This is a genomic window from Bradyrhizobium sp. WSM2793 (assembly GCF_000379585.1).
In the GTDB taxonomy this organism is placed as follows: Bacteria; Pseudomonadota; Alphaproteobacteria; order Rhizobiales; family Xanthobacteraceae; genus Bradyrhizobium.
The window spans coordinates 1-14,044 of sequence record NZ_KB902777.1; the positions used below are offsets into that span (position 1 = coordinate 1).

Here is a 14,044-nt window from a genome sequence, read left to right on the forward strand (position 1 = left end):
AATTCGCGGGGCGAGGGAGGCCAGAAGGAATGGTCGGCTCCCGGGAGATCACGGCATAAGCCGTCCAGCCACTGCGCAGGGAAGGCCGAGTGATCGGCACCACCTGTATGCTGCTGTGCGGTTCTTCCTGCGCGTGCTTTTCGCGCAGCAGACCGCGGGTGCGAGCCAGCACCCGGCCTTCCCTGCGCCCTCTTGGATGAGAGGGTCGCGAGACCAAGCAAAGCTCGGGCGAAATGCGCCGCGAGATCGGGAAGGCATGTCCGCGACTTGAGCTGCGTGCCACAATCTCGATCTCGTAGGGTGGGCAAAGCGCAGCGTGCCCACGCCTTGTTGTTTATGGACGGAGATCGTGGGCACGGCGCTATGCGCCTTTGCCCACCCTACGGCAGCGCCGCTGGGATTTGCACTGGAGCATCGCGATGGTGCCTCCTGCTCCGTCATTGTGAGGAGCGCTTGCGACGAAGCAATCCAGAATCCCTCCGCGGAAAGACTCTGGATTGCTTCGCTCGCAATGACGGCGTGAGAATGCGTGCGTCATAACTCCGCTGGTGCCCCGGACGCAGCGCAGCGCTCCTTCAGCGGTGCGCTGCAGAGCCGGGCCCCACCTCGCCGCATCGCGCCCTGTCGCTTTCTGGGCCCCGGCTCTACGCCGCAACGCTAAGAGGCGTTGCGGCTTGTCCGGGACACGAGGGAAGAATCATTGATGAGCGGCGCGCCCCTCACCCGCGCGCGGTCACCGCCTCGTGGAGCAAATGCGGAAGTGTTGTTGCCGATACAAAATCTGAAGTTGTGGATTATCCTCACCGCGAGGGTATTGCAGTAGTCCGCCCCGTGTCTTCCCGGTAACGATTGTGCTGTCTGCGCAACACTCGGTTCCGATTTAACCGTCATCACTGGTGGTTCGCATCACCGCCGCTTTTTGGCCACACCCAAACATGAATAAAATCGCTCTAATGTTCTAGGGCAGCGGCGGTCTTTGAAGGCGACGAGAAATCCCAAGGTCGATTCAAATCTTGGCTCTGATTTTTCGGGTCTGAAAGGGTTGACCGAGGAAACTGGTTTGCGATGAACGCGAAGATTGACAAGCAGAGGCTGCCGAGCCGTCACGTGACGGAAGGCCCTGCGCGCGCGCCGCATCGGTCCTATTTCTACGCCATGGGTCTGACCACCCAGCAGATCCACCAGCCTTTCGTCGGTGTCGCATCCTGCTGGAATGAGGCGGCTCCCTGCAACATCGCCCTGATGCGCCAGGCGCAGGCGGTGAAGAAGGGCGTGGCGTCGGCCGGCGGCACCCCGCGCGAGTTCTGCACCATCACCGTAACCGACGGCATCGCCATGGGCCATGACGGCATGCGCTCCTCGCTGCCGTCGCGCGAATGCATCGCCGACTCCGTCGAACTGACGGTTCGCGGCCATGCCTATGACGCCCTGGTCGGGCTCGCCGGCTGCGACAAGTCGCTGCCGGGCATGATGATGGCGATGGTCCGTCTCAACGTGCCCTCGATCTTCATCTATGGCGGCTCGATCCTGCCCGGCACGTTCCGCGGGCAGCAGGTCACCGTGCAGGACATGTTCGAGGCCGTCGGCAAGCACTCGGTCGGCGCCATGTCGGACGAGGACCTCGACGAGATCGAGCGCGTGGCGTGCCCCTCGGCGGGTGCCTGCGGCGCGCAGTTCACCGCCAACACCATGGCGACCGTGTCCGAGGCGATCGGCCTTGCACTGCCTTACTCGGCCGGTGCTCCGGCACCCTATGAAATCCGCGACGCCTTCTGCATGACCGCGGGCGAGAAGGTGATGGACCTGATCGCCGAAAACATCCGGCCGCGCGACATCGTCACCCGCAAGGCGCTGGAGAATGCCGCCGCCGTGGTCGCCGCCTCGGGCGGCTCGACCAATGCTGCGCTGCACCTGCCGGCGATCGCGCATGAGTGTGGCATCAAGTTCGACTTGTTCGACGTTGCCGAAATCTTCAAAAAGACACCATATGTCGCGGATTTGAAGCCGGGCGGCCGTTATGTCGCCAAAGACATGTTTGAAGTAGGTGGCATACCGCTTCTGATGAAGACGCTGCTCGACAACGGCTTCCTGCACGGTGATTGCCTTACCGTCACGGGCCGCACGATCGCCGAAAACCTCAAGAGCGTGAAGTGGAATCCGCACCAGGACGTGGTGCACCCGGCAGACAAGCCCATCACCGTCACTGGCGGCGTGGTCGGTCTGAAGGGCAATTTGGCGCCAGAAGGTGCGATTGTGAAAGTCGCGGGAATGTCCAACCTCAGGTTTACCGGTCCGGCCAGGTGCTTCGACCGTGAGGAGGATGCTTTCGAGGCGGTCCAGAAGCGCACCTACCACGAAGGCGAAGTCATCGTGATCCGCTACGAGGGGCCGAAGGGCGGCCCCGGCATGCGGGAAATGCTCCAGACCACCGCGGCGCTGACCGGCCAGGGCATGGGCGGCAAGATCGCGCTCATCACCGATGGCCGCTTCTCCGGCGCCACCCGCGGCTTCTGCATCGGCCATGTCGGGCCGGAAGCGGCCATTGGCGGCCCGATCGGGCTGCTTGAGGACGGCGACATCATCGAGATCGACGCGGTCGCCGGTACCCTTAACGTAAAATTGAGCGACGCCGAGCTGGCCCAGCGCAAGACCAAATGGACCGCTCGCGCGACTAACCACACGTCAGGTGCGCTCTGGAAGTATGCTCAACAGGTTGGACCAGCGGTCGGGGGGGCAGTGACCCATCCGGGCGGCGCGCACGAGAAACAGTGCTATGCGGACATCTAGGCGTGCCATAGTTGCGTTTGTGTTGGGGGCCGGTGCGCTGGCCGCCCCGGCGCTTGCCTTCGACGGGGCTCCGGTCAACCCGAAGGACGCGACCATCCCGGTCGTGACCACCTTGCCGGGGACCGCGGTGACCGCGCGCGGCAAGGTCGCGCCGGCGGCTGTGCCTCAGGAGACCTCGCTCAGTGCGCTGCAGTATGCCGCCGAGGGTGGCCACCCCATCGCGCAGTGGAAGCTCGGCCGCATGTACGCCAATGGCGACGGCGTCGCCCAGGACGATCTGCGCGCCTTCGAATATTTCAGCCGGATCGCCAATGCGCATGCCGAGGACAGCCCGTCGGCACCTCAGGCGCAGATCGTGGCCAACGCCTTTGTCGCGCTCGGCCGCTACTATCTGAGCGGCATCCCGAACTCGAAGGTCAAGTCGGATCCGGAGCGGGCGCGGGAGATGTTCTCCTATGCGGCGTCCTATTTCGGCAATGCCGACGCTCAATACGATCTCGCCCGGCTCTACCTGAAGACGCCGGACGCCTCGCGCGAGGATTTCCGCTATGGCGCGCGCTGGCTCGGCCTCGCCGCGCAGAAGGGCCAGCACGAGGCGCAGGCGCTGCTCGGCCAGATGCTGTTCAACGGCGACCGCCTGCCGCGGCAGGCCGCGCGCGGCCTGATGTGGCTGACGCTGGCGCGTGACAGCGCCGGCGCCGAAGAGACCTGGATCAAGGAAAGCTACAGCCGCGCCTTCGCCAAGGCCTCCGACGACGACCGCGCCATGTGCCTGCAAATGCTGGAACAGTGGGTGCAGGGCGGCCGCCGGCAGTAGCTCGGCAATCTCGGTCTCGTAGGGTGGGCAAAGCGCAGCTTGCCCACCAATTCTGCGTAGCCTACGCCGCCTCCAGATCCAGATCCGCCCACACCGGCACGTGGTCCGACGGCTTCTCCCAGCCGCGCACATAGCTGTCGATCCCGACATTGGCGAGCCGGTCGCTGGCCTGGGGCGACAGCAGCAGGTGATCGATCCGCAGGCCCTGGTTCTTCTGCCAGGCCCCGGCCTGGTAGTCCCAGAAGGTGTAAAGCCCGGGCTCATCCGTGACTGCCCGCAAGGCATCGGTCAGCCCGAGGCCGAGCAGGGACTGAAAGCTCTCCCGCGTCTCCGGCTTGAACAGCGCGTCCTCGGTCCAGGCGGCGGGGTTATGGACGTCACGGGCGTGCGGGATGACGTTGAAGTCGCCGGCGAGGATCAGCGGCTCCTCGGTCTTGAGGCGCTCCTTCGAATAGTCAAGAAGCCGGGACATCCATTTGAGCTTGTAAGGATATTTCTCCGTCCCGACCGGATTGCCATTGGGCAGATAGAGACAGGCGATGCGCATCACGCCCGACTTCAGCGTCACCACGCCCTCGATGAAGCGCGCATGGGCGTCCTCGTCGTCGCCGGCGAGCCCCGACTTGGTCTCGTCGAACCGGAGCTTGGAGAGCAGCGCGACACCGTTGAACGTCTTCTGGCCGTGGGTGACGACGTTGTAGCCGAGCGCCTCGATCTCCAGCCGCGGAAAGGCCTCGTCGACGCATTTGATTTCCTGGAGGCAGACGATGTCGGGCTGGCATTCCCTGAGCCAGGTCAGCAGGAGGTCGATCCGCTGCCGGACCGAGTTCACGTTCCAGGTGGCAACTCTGATGGTCATGTCGGCGGGCTCCGGGCAGGGGCAATGGTTAGAACAAACTGCAAACGCGCCCGTCAAGGACGCCGCAAAATCTCCCACAAAATTAACCCGGCTTAAGCAGGCGGCAGGCCATTGATCGTCAAAAGGTTCCGCGAATGGGATGGCCGGACAAGTCGATGAAGCGAACTGAGCCGCGTGACGGCCTGATCGGCGCGTTCCTGTATTGGCTCGGCGGCTTCGAGATCGAGGACGGCCTGACCGCCGATCTCAGCGAGCGCGAGATCCGCCGCATCCGCGCCAAGCAGATCGACGCCGTGACGCGGCTGATTCCCGTGACGATGGCGGTGACGATGCTGAACGTCGCCATCGTGCTGATCCTGTTCTGGGGCAGGGGCTGGAACGACTTCCTCGCGATCTGGGGCCTGACGCTCGCCGCCACCGCCTCGCTCGCGGTGCGCGCCTGGCGGCGGTCGCACCAGAACCCGCCGCAGGAGGCCTCGCCTCGCGCCGCGCGGCAGATGCTGCGGCAGGCGGTCTTGCTCGCCGCGATCTGGGGCGCGCTGCCGCTCGCTCTGTTCAGCCGCATCGAGCCGACCAGCCAGCTGATCCTGGCCTGCCTGATGGTTGGCATGATGTCGGGCGGCGCCTTCACGCTGTCGACGTTCCCGCGTGCCGGCCTCGTCTATCTCGCCACCATGACGACCGCCTGCGCCGGTGCGATGCTGCTCTGCGGCGCCGGGCCGTATCTGGTGACGGCGGTGTTCCTGCTGCTGTTCGCATTTTTCATGGCGCGCAGTATCGTCTCGCAGGGCAATCTGTTCCTCGGCAATCTCAAGGCCCAGCTCGAGCTCGAACGCCAGACCGAGATCATCTCGCTGCTGCTGAAAGACTTTCAGGAGAACGCCAGCGACTGGCTGTGGCAGACCGATGCCGAAGGGCATCTGGTCGACGTGCCCGAGCGTTTCGCGGATGTCGCCCAGTTGCCGCTGCCGCTGTTGAAGGGATCGCATTTCGCCGACGTGCTCGACATGCTGTGCCCGGAGGACAAGAGCGCGGCCTACAACGTCGTCGGCCTGATGGAGCAGAACGAGCCGCTGCACGAGATGAACCTCAAGGTCGTCGCCGGCGGCGAGGCGCGACTGTGGTCGCTGACGGCCAAGCCGGCCTATGATCGCGAGGGCCAGTTCCTCGGCTATCGCGGCTTCGGGCGCGACGTGACCGAACGCTGGCGCGCGGAAAAGGCCGAGGCCGAGAGCCGCGCCAAGTCGGACTTCCTCGCGGTGATGAGCCACGAGATCCGCACGCCCATGAACGGCGTGCTCGGGCTTGCCAGCATGCTGCTGGAGACCAGGCTCGATCCGGAGCAGCGCGAGGCGGTCACCACGATCCGCGAATCCGGCGACAATCTCCAGCGCATCCTCAACGACATCCTCGACCTGTCCAAGCTCGAGGCCGGGCGCTTCGCCTTCGAGGTGATCGACTTCGCTCCGCAGGCGCTGGTGGAGGCGGTCGCGACCGTGGTGCGCGGGAGCGCCAAGGGCAAGGGGCTGACGGTCAAGCTGGAACTCGACCCGAACCTGCCGCCGACGCTGCGCGGCGACGTCGCACGCATCCGCCAGGTGCTGCTCAACCTCGCGTCCAATGCGGTGAAGTTCACCGATGAAGGCGAGGTGACGATCTCGGCGACCTGCCAGGCGCGCCGCGACTTGCTGGCGACCGTCGAATGGACGGTGACCGACAGCGGCATCGGAATCGCTCCCGAAAAGCTCGGCCAGCTCTTCAGCGACTTCGCGCAGGCAGACGCCTCGATCAGCCGCCGCTTCGGCGGCACTGGCCTCGGCCTTGCGATCTCCCGGCGCATCATCGAGCAGATGGGCGGCACCATCGGCGTCACCTCGGCGCCGGGCGAGGGCTCGACCTTCCGCTTCACGCTGGTGCTGCCCTGGAGCCAGGCCCAGGCCTCCGAGCAGACGGCCGGCCACGATAAGGCCGACGAGCTCAAGACCCGTATCGCCGGTCTCGATCGGCCGCTGAAGGTGCTGGTCGCGGAGGACGATGCGGTCAACCGCATGGTCGTGAGCAAGATGTTGGGGGCCTTCGACGTCGAGCTGCGCGTCGTCACCGACGGCGCTGAGGCCGTCGCGGCAGCATCCGAAGGCAATTACGATGTGGTGCTGATGGACGTGCGCATGCCCGACATGGACGGGCTCGCCGCCACCCGCGCGATCCGCGCGCAAGGCGGGCGCTGCGAAGCTTTGCCGATCGTCGCGCTGACCGCCAATGCCTTCCCCGAGGACGTCAGGATCTGCCGCGAGGCGGGCATGTCGGACTTCCTTGCCAAGCCGCTGCGTAAGCCGGCGCTGGTCGCGGCCTTGCTGCGCGCGCTCGACGGCTACACGATGTCAGAGGACGCGCCGCTGCAGCCGGAGCTGATGCCGGCCGAGATGGAGTGGACGGACGAGGAGAAGCAGATAACAGGCGCGTAGGCGGTCAAACCGAGAAGCTGGTCCCGCAGCCGCAGGACGCCGTGGCGTTGGGGTTGTTGACGCGGAACGAGGCGCCGATCAGGTCGTCGACGAAATCGACCTGCGATCCCGCCAGGAACGGCTGCGAGGCGGGATCGACCAGCACCACCGCATTGTCCTGCTCGATCACGAGATCGTCGTCCGTACGCGCACGGTCGATGTCGAACTTGTACTGGAAACCCGAGCAGCCGCCGCCCTCGACCGAGATGCGCAGCATCGCGCCAGAGCCTTCGCCCTTGAGGATCTCTCCAATCCGGCGTGCGGCGCGGTCACTGATGGTCACGTCGGTCGTCATGGCTCGTCTCCGATAGTCGCGCGGTCATACCAGGTTCACTTGCCCAATTCATTTGGTATCCCGCGTCCGGCATAGTTAAGTGCAAGGATACGCAGAATCAAATGGATAGGGACTAAATTCGTCGTGTCCGTCGGAATGGCTGCCCCCCATGCGCCCTATGCCTGCGATCCCGACCGCAGCCGCGGCCGGCTGGTCGCGGAGCCGCCGAGCCGGACCCGCAGCCCGTTCCGGCGGGATTGCGACCGGGTGATCCATTCCACCGCGTTCCGCCGCCTGAAGTACAAGACCCAGGTGTTCGTGTTCCACGAGGGCGACCATTACCGCACCCGGCTGACCCATTCGCTGGAGGTGGCGCAGATCGCCCGGGCGCTGGCCCGGCAGCTCGGGCTGGACGAGGATCTCACCGAAACCCTGGCGCTGGCCCATGATCTCGGTCATCCCCCGTTCGGCCATGCCGGCGAGCGGGCGCTGGACGCCTGCCTGAAGGAATTTGGCGGCTTCGACCACAACGCCCAGACGCTCCGCGTCGTCGCTTCGCTCGAGCATCGCTATCCTGATTTCGACGGGCTCAACCTGACCTGGGAGTCGCTGGAGGGCATCGTCAAGCACAACGGTCCGCTGACCGACCGCGGCGGCGCGCCGGTGGGGCGCTATCGCGAGCAGGGCATTCCCGTCGGAATCGCCGACTACATCAAGACCTACGACCTCGAATTGTGGAGCTTCGCCTCGCTGGAGGCGCAGGTCGCCGCCATCGCCGACGACATCGCCTATGATGCCCACGATATCGACGATGGCCTGCGCGCCGGCCTGTTCCATCTCGACGATCTCAAGGTGATGCCGCTCACGGCTGAGATCATCGCCGAGACCTCAGCGCACTATCCCGATCTCGAAGACCTCAGGCGCGGTGCCGAGCTGGTGCGCGAGCTGATCTCGCACCTGATTGGTGCGGTGTTCGCGCAGGCGCAGAAGAACCTCGCCGCGGTGAAGCCCCAATCGGCCCAGGATGTACGCCAGCAGAGCCGGGCGCTGGTCGCATTTCCGGCCGAGGTCGCCGAGGAGGAGGCCGCCATCAAGACCTTCCTCTATCAGCACATGTACCGTCACAAGCGGGTGATGCGGGTGATGGGGGAGGCGGAGCAGATCCTGTTCGACCTGTTCGCGAAATACCTGAAAGCCCCTAGCGAGCTGCCGCCGGAATGGCTGCTGGGGGCGGAGGCGGACAATGAGGGCGACCGGGCCCGCCGGATCGGCAATTTCATTGCCGGAATGACCGACCGTTTCGCCCTGACCGAGCACCAGCGGCTTTTTGACTCGACCCCGGATTTGCGTTAGGCGGCGGCCATGCCCGACACATCCTCAGCACTGCATTTGTTCGCCGACGTGCTTGCACGCGTGCACGCCGCCTGCCGTACGCTGGCGACGGAAGCCAACTGGCCCGAGGGCATCGATTTCTCCCGCGTGGTGGTCGAGCCGCCGCGCGATGCCTCCCATGGCGACATGGCGACCAACGCCGCGATGGTGCTTGCCAAAGAGGCAAAGGCAAAGCCCCGCGACCTCGCCGAGCAGATCGCTGAAAAGCTCCGCGCCGACGCGCTGATCGCCAAGGTCGATGTCGCCGGTCCCGGCTTCATCAATCTGACGCTGCAGCCCGCTGCCTGGGCCGAGGCGCTGCGGACCGTGCTGCGCGAGGGCGCCGATTACGGCCGCGTCCGCGGTGGGTCCAAGGTCAATGTCGAATACGTCTCGGCCAATCCGACCGGGCCGATGCATGTCGGCCATTGCCGCGGCGCCGTGTTTGGTGACGCGCTGTCGAGCCTGCTCCAGTTCGCGGGCCACGACGTCGCGCGCGAATATTACATCAACGACGCGGGCGCCCAGGTCGACGTGCTCGCGCGCTCCGCGTTCCTCAGGTACCGCGAGGCGCTCGGCGAGGACATCGGTGCGATCCCGGAGGGGCTCTATCCGGGCGACTACCTGAAGCCGGTCGGCGCGGCGCTGGCGAAAGAGCACGGCGACAAGCTCCTCGCGATGAGCGAGGTCGAGTGGCTGCCCACGGTGCGCGCCAAGGCGATCGCGATGATGATGGACGAGATCAAGGACGATCTCGCCGCCCTCAACATCCGCCACGATGTGTTTTTCTCCGAGCGCTCGCTGATCGAGACCGGCAACAACAGGGTTGCCGAGACCATCGATTTCCTGAAGGCCAAGGGCGATGTCTACGAAGGCCGCCTGCCGCCGCCGAAGGGCGCGCCGGTCGAGGATTGGGAAGACCGCGAGCAGCTGCTGTTCAAGGCGACGGCGTACGGCGACGACGTCGATCGTCCGCTGATCAAGTCGGACAATTCCTACACCTACTTTGCCGCCGACATCGCCTACCACAAGAACAAGTTCGACCGCGGTTTTGCGGAGATGATCGACGTCTGGGGCGCCGACCATGGCGGCTATATCAAGCGCATGCAGGCGGCGGTGAAGGCGACGACCTCTGGTAAGGGTTCGCTCGACGTCAAGATCGTCCAGCTCGTCAAGCTGCTGCGCAACGGCGAGCCGGTGAAAATGTCCAAGCGGAGCGGGGACTTCGTCACCTTGCGTGAGGTGGTGGATGAGGTCGGCCAGGATGCCGTCCGCTTCATGATGCTCTACCGCAAGAACGACGCGGTGCTCGACTTCGACCTCGCCAAGGTCATGGAACAGTCGCGCGATAACCCGGTGTTCTACGTCCAGTACGGCCACGCCCGCGGCCACTCGATCTTCCGCAACGCGAGAGCGGAGGTGTTCCCGGAACTGCCGGAGGATGCCGGCGAGCGGATCGCCTGGCTCGCTGAGTCGGCGGTGGAACGGCTGTCGGACCCCGTCGAGCTCGACCTGCTCAAGCGGCTCGCAATATTTCCGCGTATGCTGGAAGCTGCCGCCGCGGCCCACGAGCCGCACCGAATTGCCTTTTATCTCTATGATTTAGCCAGCGAATTTCATGCACTTTGGACGAAGGGGCGCGATTTGCCCTATTTACGCTTCATTATCAATAATGATGCAGATCTAACAAAGGCGCGACTGGCCATGGTCCAGGGCGTCGTCTCGGTTCTGGCATCGGGCCTCGCCATCCTCGGCGTCCATGCCCCGAACGAGATGCGGTAGTTTGGGGCGAACTACTTAAGGGGAATATCGGGGGTAACCGGCAGAAGCCGGATCGCTTAGACTTGGTTGAAAGCCTTGTGGGTCGAAAGCCGTGCCTTGGTCGAGGGGCGCGCGGCTTTCCCGAAGGGACGCATCATCACGATGGCCGAACGATATCAGGACAGACCGTTTCCCTCCGATGACTATGGTCGCGGTGGCGCCCAGCATGGCAAGGCGGAAAGCGATCCCTTGGCCGAGCTCGCCCGCCTGATCGGGCAGACCGATCCGTTCGCAGCTCAGGGGCGGCCCGGCGCACATCCGCCGGCAGTCCCTGCGCCCGCACAGAGCTATCAGGACGACGACTATCGGCAAGCGGATCGGCAAGACGATTATCAGCAGGACTATGCCGAGCAGGCCCCGCCGGCGCAGCCCGGGCCGCCCTCATGGATGCGGCGCGCCAACGTGCAGCCGCAGCCGGCGCCAGCTCCCGAGCCCGACTATCCCGTGTCCGTGAACCCGGTCCATCCGTTGCACCGCTATTCAGCCCAGCCCGCCGCGCCCGAGCCTGAACTTCATCAGCCGCAGGCTTATCAGGATCACGCCTATCCGGCGCAGTCCTACCAGGATCAGGCCTACCAGCAGGATCAGGCTTACCAGCAACACGCCTATCAGGAGCCGCATCAGCAGCCCGATCCGGCGCGTTATGACGATGCGCTCTATGGCCGGCTGGAGGCTGGCGAGCAGGACTATCAGCGCGATCCGGCCTATCCCGACGATCCCTACGCGTATCAGAGCGACTATCCGGAGGCGGAGCCCGAAGAGCCCAAGAAGCAGCGCGGCGGCATGATGACGGTCGCAGCGATCCTGGCGCTTGCCGTGGTCGGCACCGGCGCCGCCTTCGCCTACAAGACCTATGTCGGCTCGCCCCGCAGCGGTGAGCCGCCGATCATCAAGGCCGACAACACTCCGACCAAGATCGTACCCGCGCCGTCGGATTCCTCGGCCAAGGTGCCGGATCGCATGGTGAGCGGCGATGGCACCGAGAAGATCGTGCCGCGCGAAGAAGCGCCGGTCGACGTCAACGCCAAGGCGGGTGGTCCTCGCGTGGTGTTCCCGCCGCTGAACCAGAACGCGAACCCGCCGTCGGTGGCGAGCGTGTCGCCGTCTGCGGTGCCGCCGCCGAGCACGGGCGCGAGCAACGGCACGATGTCGAACAGTTCGCCGCGCCCGATCAGGACTGTCGCCGTGAAGGGCGATCAGACCGATAGCGCCACGCCGCAATCGGCCGCCGCCGCCAAGCCGACGGCTGCGCCGAAGCCTGTTGCCGCGCCCGTCGTGCCGCCGGCACCGCGCAATCCGCCGACTTCGGCCAATGCCAGCGCCAACCAGCCGATGTCGCTGGCGCCGCAATCGGTCCCGGCGGCCGAACCGCCGCAGCGGGTGGCTGCGACCACCCCGACGCAAATCGCGCCCGCCAGCAGCGGCGGTGGCTACATCGTGCAGGTCTCCTCGCAGCAGAGCGAGGATAGCGCGGCCGCGTCGTACCGCGTGCTTCAGAGCAAATATGGCAGCGTGCTCGGCTCCCGTTCGCCGGTGATCAAGCGCGTCGACCTCACCGACAAGGGCAAGGGCGTCGTCTACCGCGCCTTCGCTGGTCCCTATGGTTCGGCCGAGGAGGCGACGCACGCCTGCAACAGCCTGAAGTCTGCAGGCTTGTCCGCCTGCTTCGTCCAGAGGAATTAACGGCCGTTTCCTTGACCCCCTCGCGGGTCAGGGTTAATCGGCCGTTATGAGCACGCGGGCCTTCATTACCGGTGTATCCGGAACGGAACTGACCGCCGTCGAGCGGGAGTTTATCCGCGACCAGCGCCCATGGGGCTTCATCCTCTTCAAGCGCAATGTCGCAACCCCAGCTCAAGTCGCTGCACTGGTTGCGGAATTGCGGACGACGGCGAGTGCCGCCGACGCGCCTGTCCTGATTGATCAGGAGGGCGGACGGGTGCAGCGCCTGGGTCCGCCGCACTGGCCGGTCTACCCGCCGGGCGCCGTTTTCTCGACCTTGTACGACACTGATTCGGCACTCGGGCTCACCGCGGCGCGCTTGTCCGCCCGCCTGATCGCGGCCGATCTTGCCGATCTCGGCATCACCGTGGATTGCCTGCCGCTCGCTGATGTGCCGGTCGAGGGCGCCGATGCGGTCATCGGGAACAGGGCTTATGGCACCGAGCCCGGCAAGGTCGCAGCGATTGCCCGCGCGGTCACCGAGGGCCTGGAGCAGGGCGGCGTGTTGCCGGTCCTCAAGCATATCCCCGGCCATGGCCGGGCCACTGCCGACACCCATTTCAAGCTGCCGACGGTCGATACGCCGAGGGGAGAGCTGGAACGGACCGACTTCGCCGCGTTCAAGCCGCTTTCGGACCTGCCGATGGCCATGACTGCACATGTTGTGTTTAGCGCGGTCGACCCCGCCCATCCGGCGACGACATCTGCGACAATGATTGCTGACGTGATTCGCGGCGCAATCGGGTTCCAGGGTTTGTTAATGAGTGATGACGTGTCGATGAACGCGCTGTCGGGGAATATCGCCGAGCGGACTCGCGCCATCTTCGCGGCCGGCTGCGACATGGCCCTGCATTGCAACGGCAATATCGAGGAGATGCGCGAGGTCGCCGGCCAGACACCTGAGCTGTCGGGCCGGGCGCTGGAGCGGGCGAACGCCGCGCTCGCCGCGCGCAAGGCGCCGCAACCGCTCGACCGCGTCGCCGCACGCACTGAGCTGGACGCATTGATCGCACGGGCAAAAACGGCTTCCGCATGACCGCAGAAATTCTATCTTTCGAAACCGGGCGGCCCGCAGAGCTCGCCGAGGGTGAGCCGGCGTTGGTGGTGGACGTCGAGGGCTATGAGGGCCCGCTCGATCTACTGCTCGCGCTGGCGCGACAGCAAAAGGTCGACCTGGCCAAGATCTCGATCCTGGCGCTGGCCGACCAGTATCTCCACTTCATCGAAGCCGCGCGAAAGATCCGGCTCGAGCTTGCCGCCGACTACCTCGTCATGGCGGCATGGCTCGCCTTCCTGAAGTCGCGCCTCTTGCTTCCCGAGCCGCCGAGCGCGGAGGGCCCGAGCGCCGAGCAGATGGCGACCGCGCTCGCCAATCGCCTGCGCCGGCTGGAGGCCATCCGCGAAGCCGCCAACCGGCTGATGAACAGGCAGCAATTGCTGCGCGACATCTTCCCGCGCGGCGAGCCCGAGCAGATCGCCGAGATCAAGCACCCGAAATACACGGCGACGCTGTACGATTTGCTCACCGCCTACGCCTCGCAGCGCCAGTCGCGCGTGCTGGCGAGCGTGCATCTGGCCAAGCGCACGGTCTGGTCGCTCGCCGAGGCGCGCGCCACGCTGGAGCGGCTGGTCGGCAGCATCAGCGAGCAGGACGATTGGGGCGTGCTCGACGACTTCCTGGTCCGGCACGTCGCCGATCCGACGCAGCGCGCGACGGTGTTCGCCTCGAGCTTCGCCGCCGCGCTGGAGCTGGTTCGCGAAGGTCAGCTCGAGCTGAACCAGAAAGAGGCGTTTGCGCCCATCTATTTCCGGAAGGGGCGCCCCAAACCGGTGCCGGACGCAGCTCCTGCGCCTGATGCGCCGGTCGGTTAAGTGCAAGAAGGAGAATC

The 14,044-nt window shown here is 65.6% G+C and carries 10 protein-coding genes; 8 read left to right on the forward strand and 2 right to left on the reverse strand.

The annotated features are described in order from the left end of the window. Positions 1-1,065 precede the first annotated feature (1,065 nt). Both ilvD and A3AS_RS0112180 read left to right on the forward strand, forming a co-directional pair. Positions 1,066-2,787, forward strand: coding sequence for a dihydroxy-acid dehydratase (ilvD, locus tag A3AS_RS0112175; protein ID WP_018317863.1), 1,722 nt, complete (start codon positions 1,066-1,068; stop codon positions 2,785-2,787). After that, positions 2,774-3,604 (forward strand): tetratricopeptide repeat protein, encoded by an 831-nt coding sequence (locus tag A3AS_RS0112180; protein WP_026201921.1) that lies wholly within the window; start codon positions 2,774-2,776, stop codon positions 3,602-3,604. Before ilvD ends, A3AS_RS0112180 begins: the two co-directional genes overlap by 14 nt. A 61-nt stretch (positions 3,605-3,665) precedes the next feature. On the opposite strand, the gene xth is transcribed toward A3AS_RS0112180, so the two are convergent. Then, the gene (xth, locus tag A3AS_RS0112185) at positions 3,666-4,463 is read right to left on the reverse strand and encodes an exodeoxyribonuclease III (RefSeq protein ID WP_018317865.1); all 798 of its coding nucleotides are present in this window, start codon (positions 4,461-4,463) and stop codon (positions 3,666-3,668) included. A gap of 134 nt (positions 4,464-4,597) precedes the next feature. Here xth and A3AS_RS0112190 point away from each other — a divergent pair, with 134 nt between their 5' ends. Beyond that, positions 4,598-6,928, forward strand: coding sequence for an ATP-binding protein (locus A3AS_RS0112190; protein WP_018317866.1), 2,331 nt, complete (start codon positions 4,598-4,600; stop codon positions 6,926-6,928). A gap of 4 nt (positions 6,929-6,932) precedes the next feature. Here A3AS_RS0112190 and erpA read toward each other — a convergent pair whose 3' ends face one another. After that, positions 6,933-7,262 (reverse strand): iron-sulfur cluster insertion protein ErpA, encoded by a 330-nt coding sequence (erpA, locus tag A3AS_RS0112195; RefSeq protein ID WP_018317867.1) that lies wholly within the window; start codon positions 7,260-7,262, stop codon positions 6,933-6,935. 135 nt (positions 7,263-7,397) lie between these two features. Between erpA and A3AS_RS0112200 the strand changes: the two genes are divergently transcribed. The 5 genes from A3AS_RS0112200 to A3AS_RS0112220 all read left to right on the forward strand — a co-directional run bounded on the left by A3AS_RS0112200 (position 7,398) and on the right by A3AS_RS0112220 (position 14,027). Next, entirely contained in the window at positions 7,398-8,594 is a 1,197-nt protein-coding gene (locus tag A3AS_RS0112200) for a deoxyguanosinetriphosphate triphosphohydrolase (RefSeq protein WP_049814859.1), read from the forward strand. Positions 8,595-8,603: 9 nt separating this feature from the next. Continuing rightward, positions 8,604-10,394, forward strand: a complete 1,791-nt coding sequence (argS, locus tag A3AS_RS0112205; protein ID WP_018317869.1) for an arginine--tRNA ligase — start codon at positions 8,604-8,606, stop codon at positions 10,392-10,394. Between the two features lie 141 nt (positions 10,395-10,535). Beyond that, the gene (locus A3AS_RS0112210; protein ID WP_026201923.1) at positions 10,536-12,116 is read left to right on the forward strand and encodes an SPOR domain-containing protein; all 1,581 of its coding nucleotides are present in this window, start codon (positions 10,536-10,538) and stop codon (positions 12,114-12,116) included. 46 nt (positions 12,117-12,162) lie between these two features. Then, positions 12,163-13,191, forward strand: a complete 1,029-nt coding sequence (gene nagZ / locus A3AS_RS0112215; RefSeq protein ID WP_018317871.1) for a beta-N-acetylhexosaminidase — start codon at positions 12,163-12,165, stop codon at positions 13,189-13,191. Continuing rightward, positions 13,188-14,027 carry a ScpA family protein gene (locus A3AS_RS0112220; RefSeq protein WP_018317872.1) on the forward strand — a complete coding sequence of 280 codons (840 nt, stop codon included), beginning with the start codon at positions 13,188-13,190 and terminating at the stop codon, positions 14,025-14,027. The genes nagZ and A3AS_RS0112220 overlap by 4 nt, the downstream gene beginning before the upstream one ends. The last annotated feature ends 17 nt before the right edge of the window (positions 14,028-14,044 follow it).

Excerpts from the sequence above, each read along its gene's own strand:
- ilvD (WP_018317863.1), top strand. The coding sequence starts at position 1,066 with ATGAACGCGAAGATTGACAAGCAGAGGCTGCCGAGCCGTCACGTGACG.
- A3AS_RS0112180 (WP_026201921.1), top strand. The coding sequence starts at position 2,774 with ATGCGGACATCTAGGCGTGCCATAGTTGCGTTTGTGTTGGGGGCCGGT.
- xth (WP_018317865.1), bottom strand. The coding sequence starts at position 4,463 with ATGACCATCAGAGTTGCCACCTGGAACGTGAACTCGGTCCGGCAGCGG.
- A3AS_RS0112190 (WP_018317866.1), top strand. The coding sequence starts at position 4,598 with ATGGGATGGCCGGACAAGTCGATGAAGCGAACTGAGCCGCGTGACGGC.
- erpA (WP_018317867.1), bottom strand. The coding sequence starts at position 7,262 with ATGACGACCGACGTGACCATCAGTGACCGCGCCGCACGCCGGATTGGA.
- A3AS_RS0112200 (WP_049814859.1), top strand. The coding sequence starts at position 7,398 with ATGGCTGCCCCCCATGCGCCCTATGCCTGCGATCCCGACCGCAGCCGC.
- argS (WP_018317869.1), top strand. The coding sequence starts at position 8,604 with ATGCCCGACACATCCTCAGCACTGCATTTGTTCGCCGACGTGCTTGCA.
- A3AS_RS0112210 (WP_026201923.1), top strand. The coding sequence starts at position 10,536 with ATGGCCGAACGATATCAGGACAGACCGTTTCCCTCCGATGACTATGGT.
- nagZ (WP_018317871.1), top strand. The coding sequence starts at position 12,163 with ATGAGCACGCGGGCCTTCATTACCGGTGTATCCGGAACGGAACTGACC.
- A3AS_RS0112220 (WP_018317872.1), top strand. The coding sequence starts at position 13,188 with ATGACCGCAGAAATTCTATCTTTCGAAACCGGGCGGCCCGCAGAGCTC.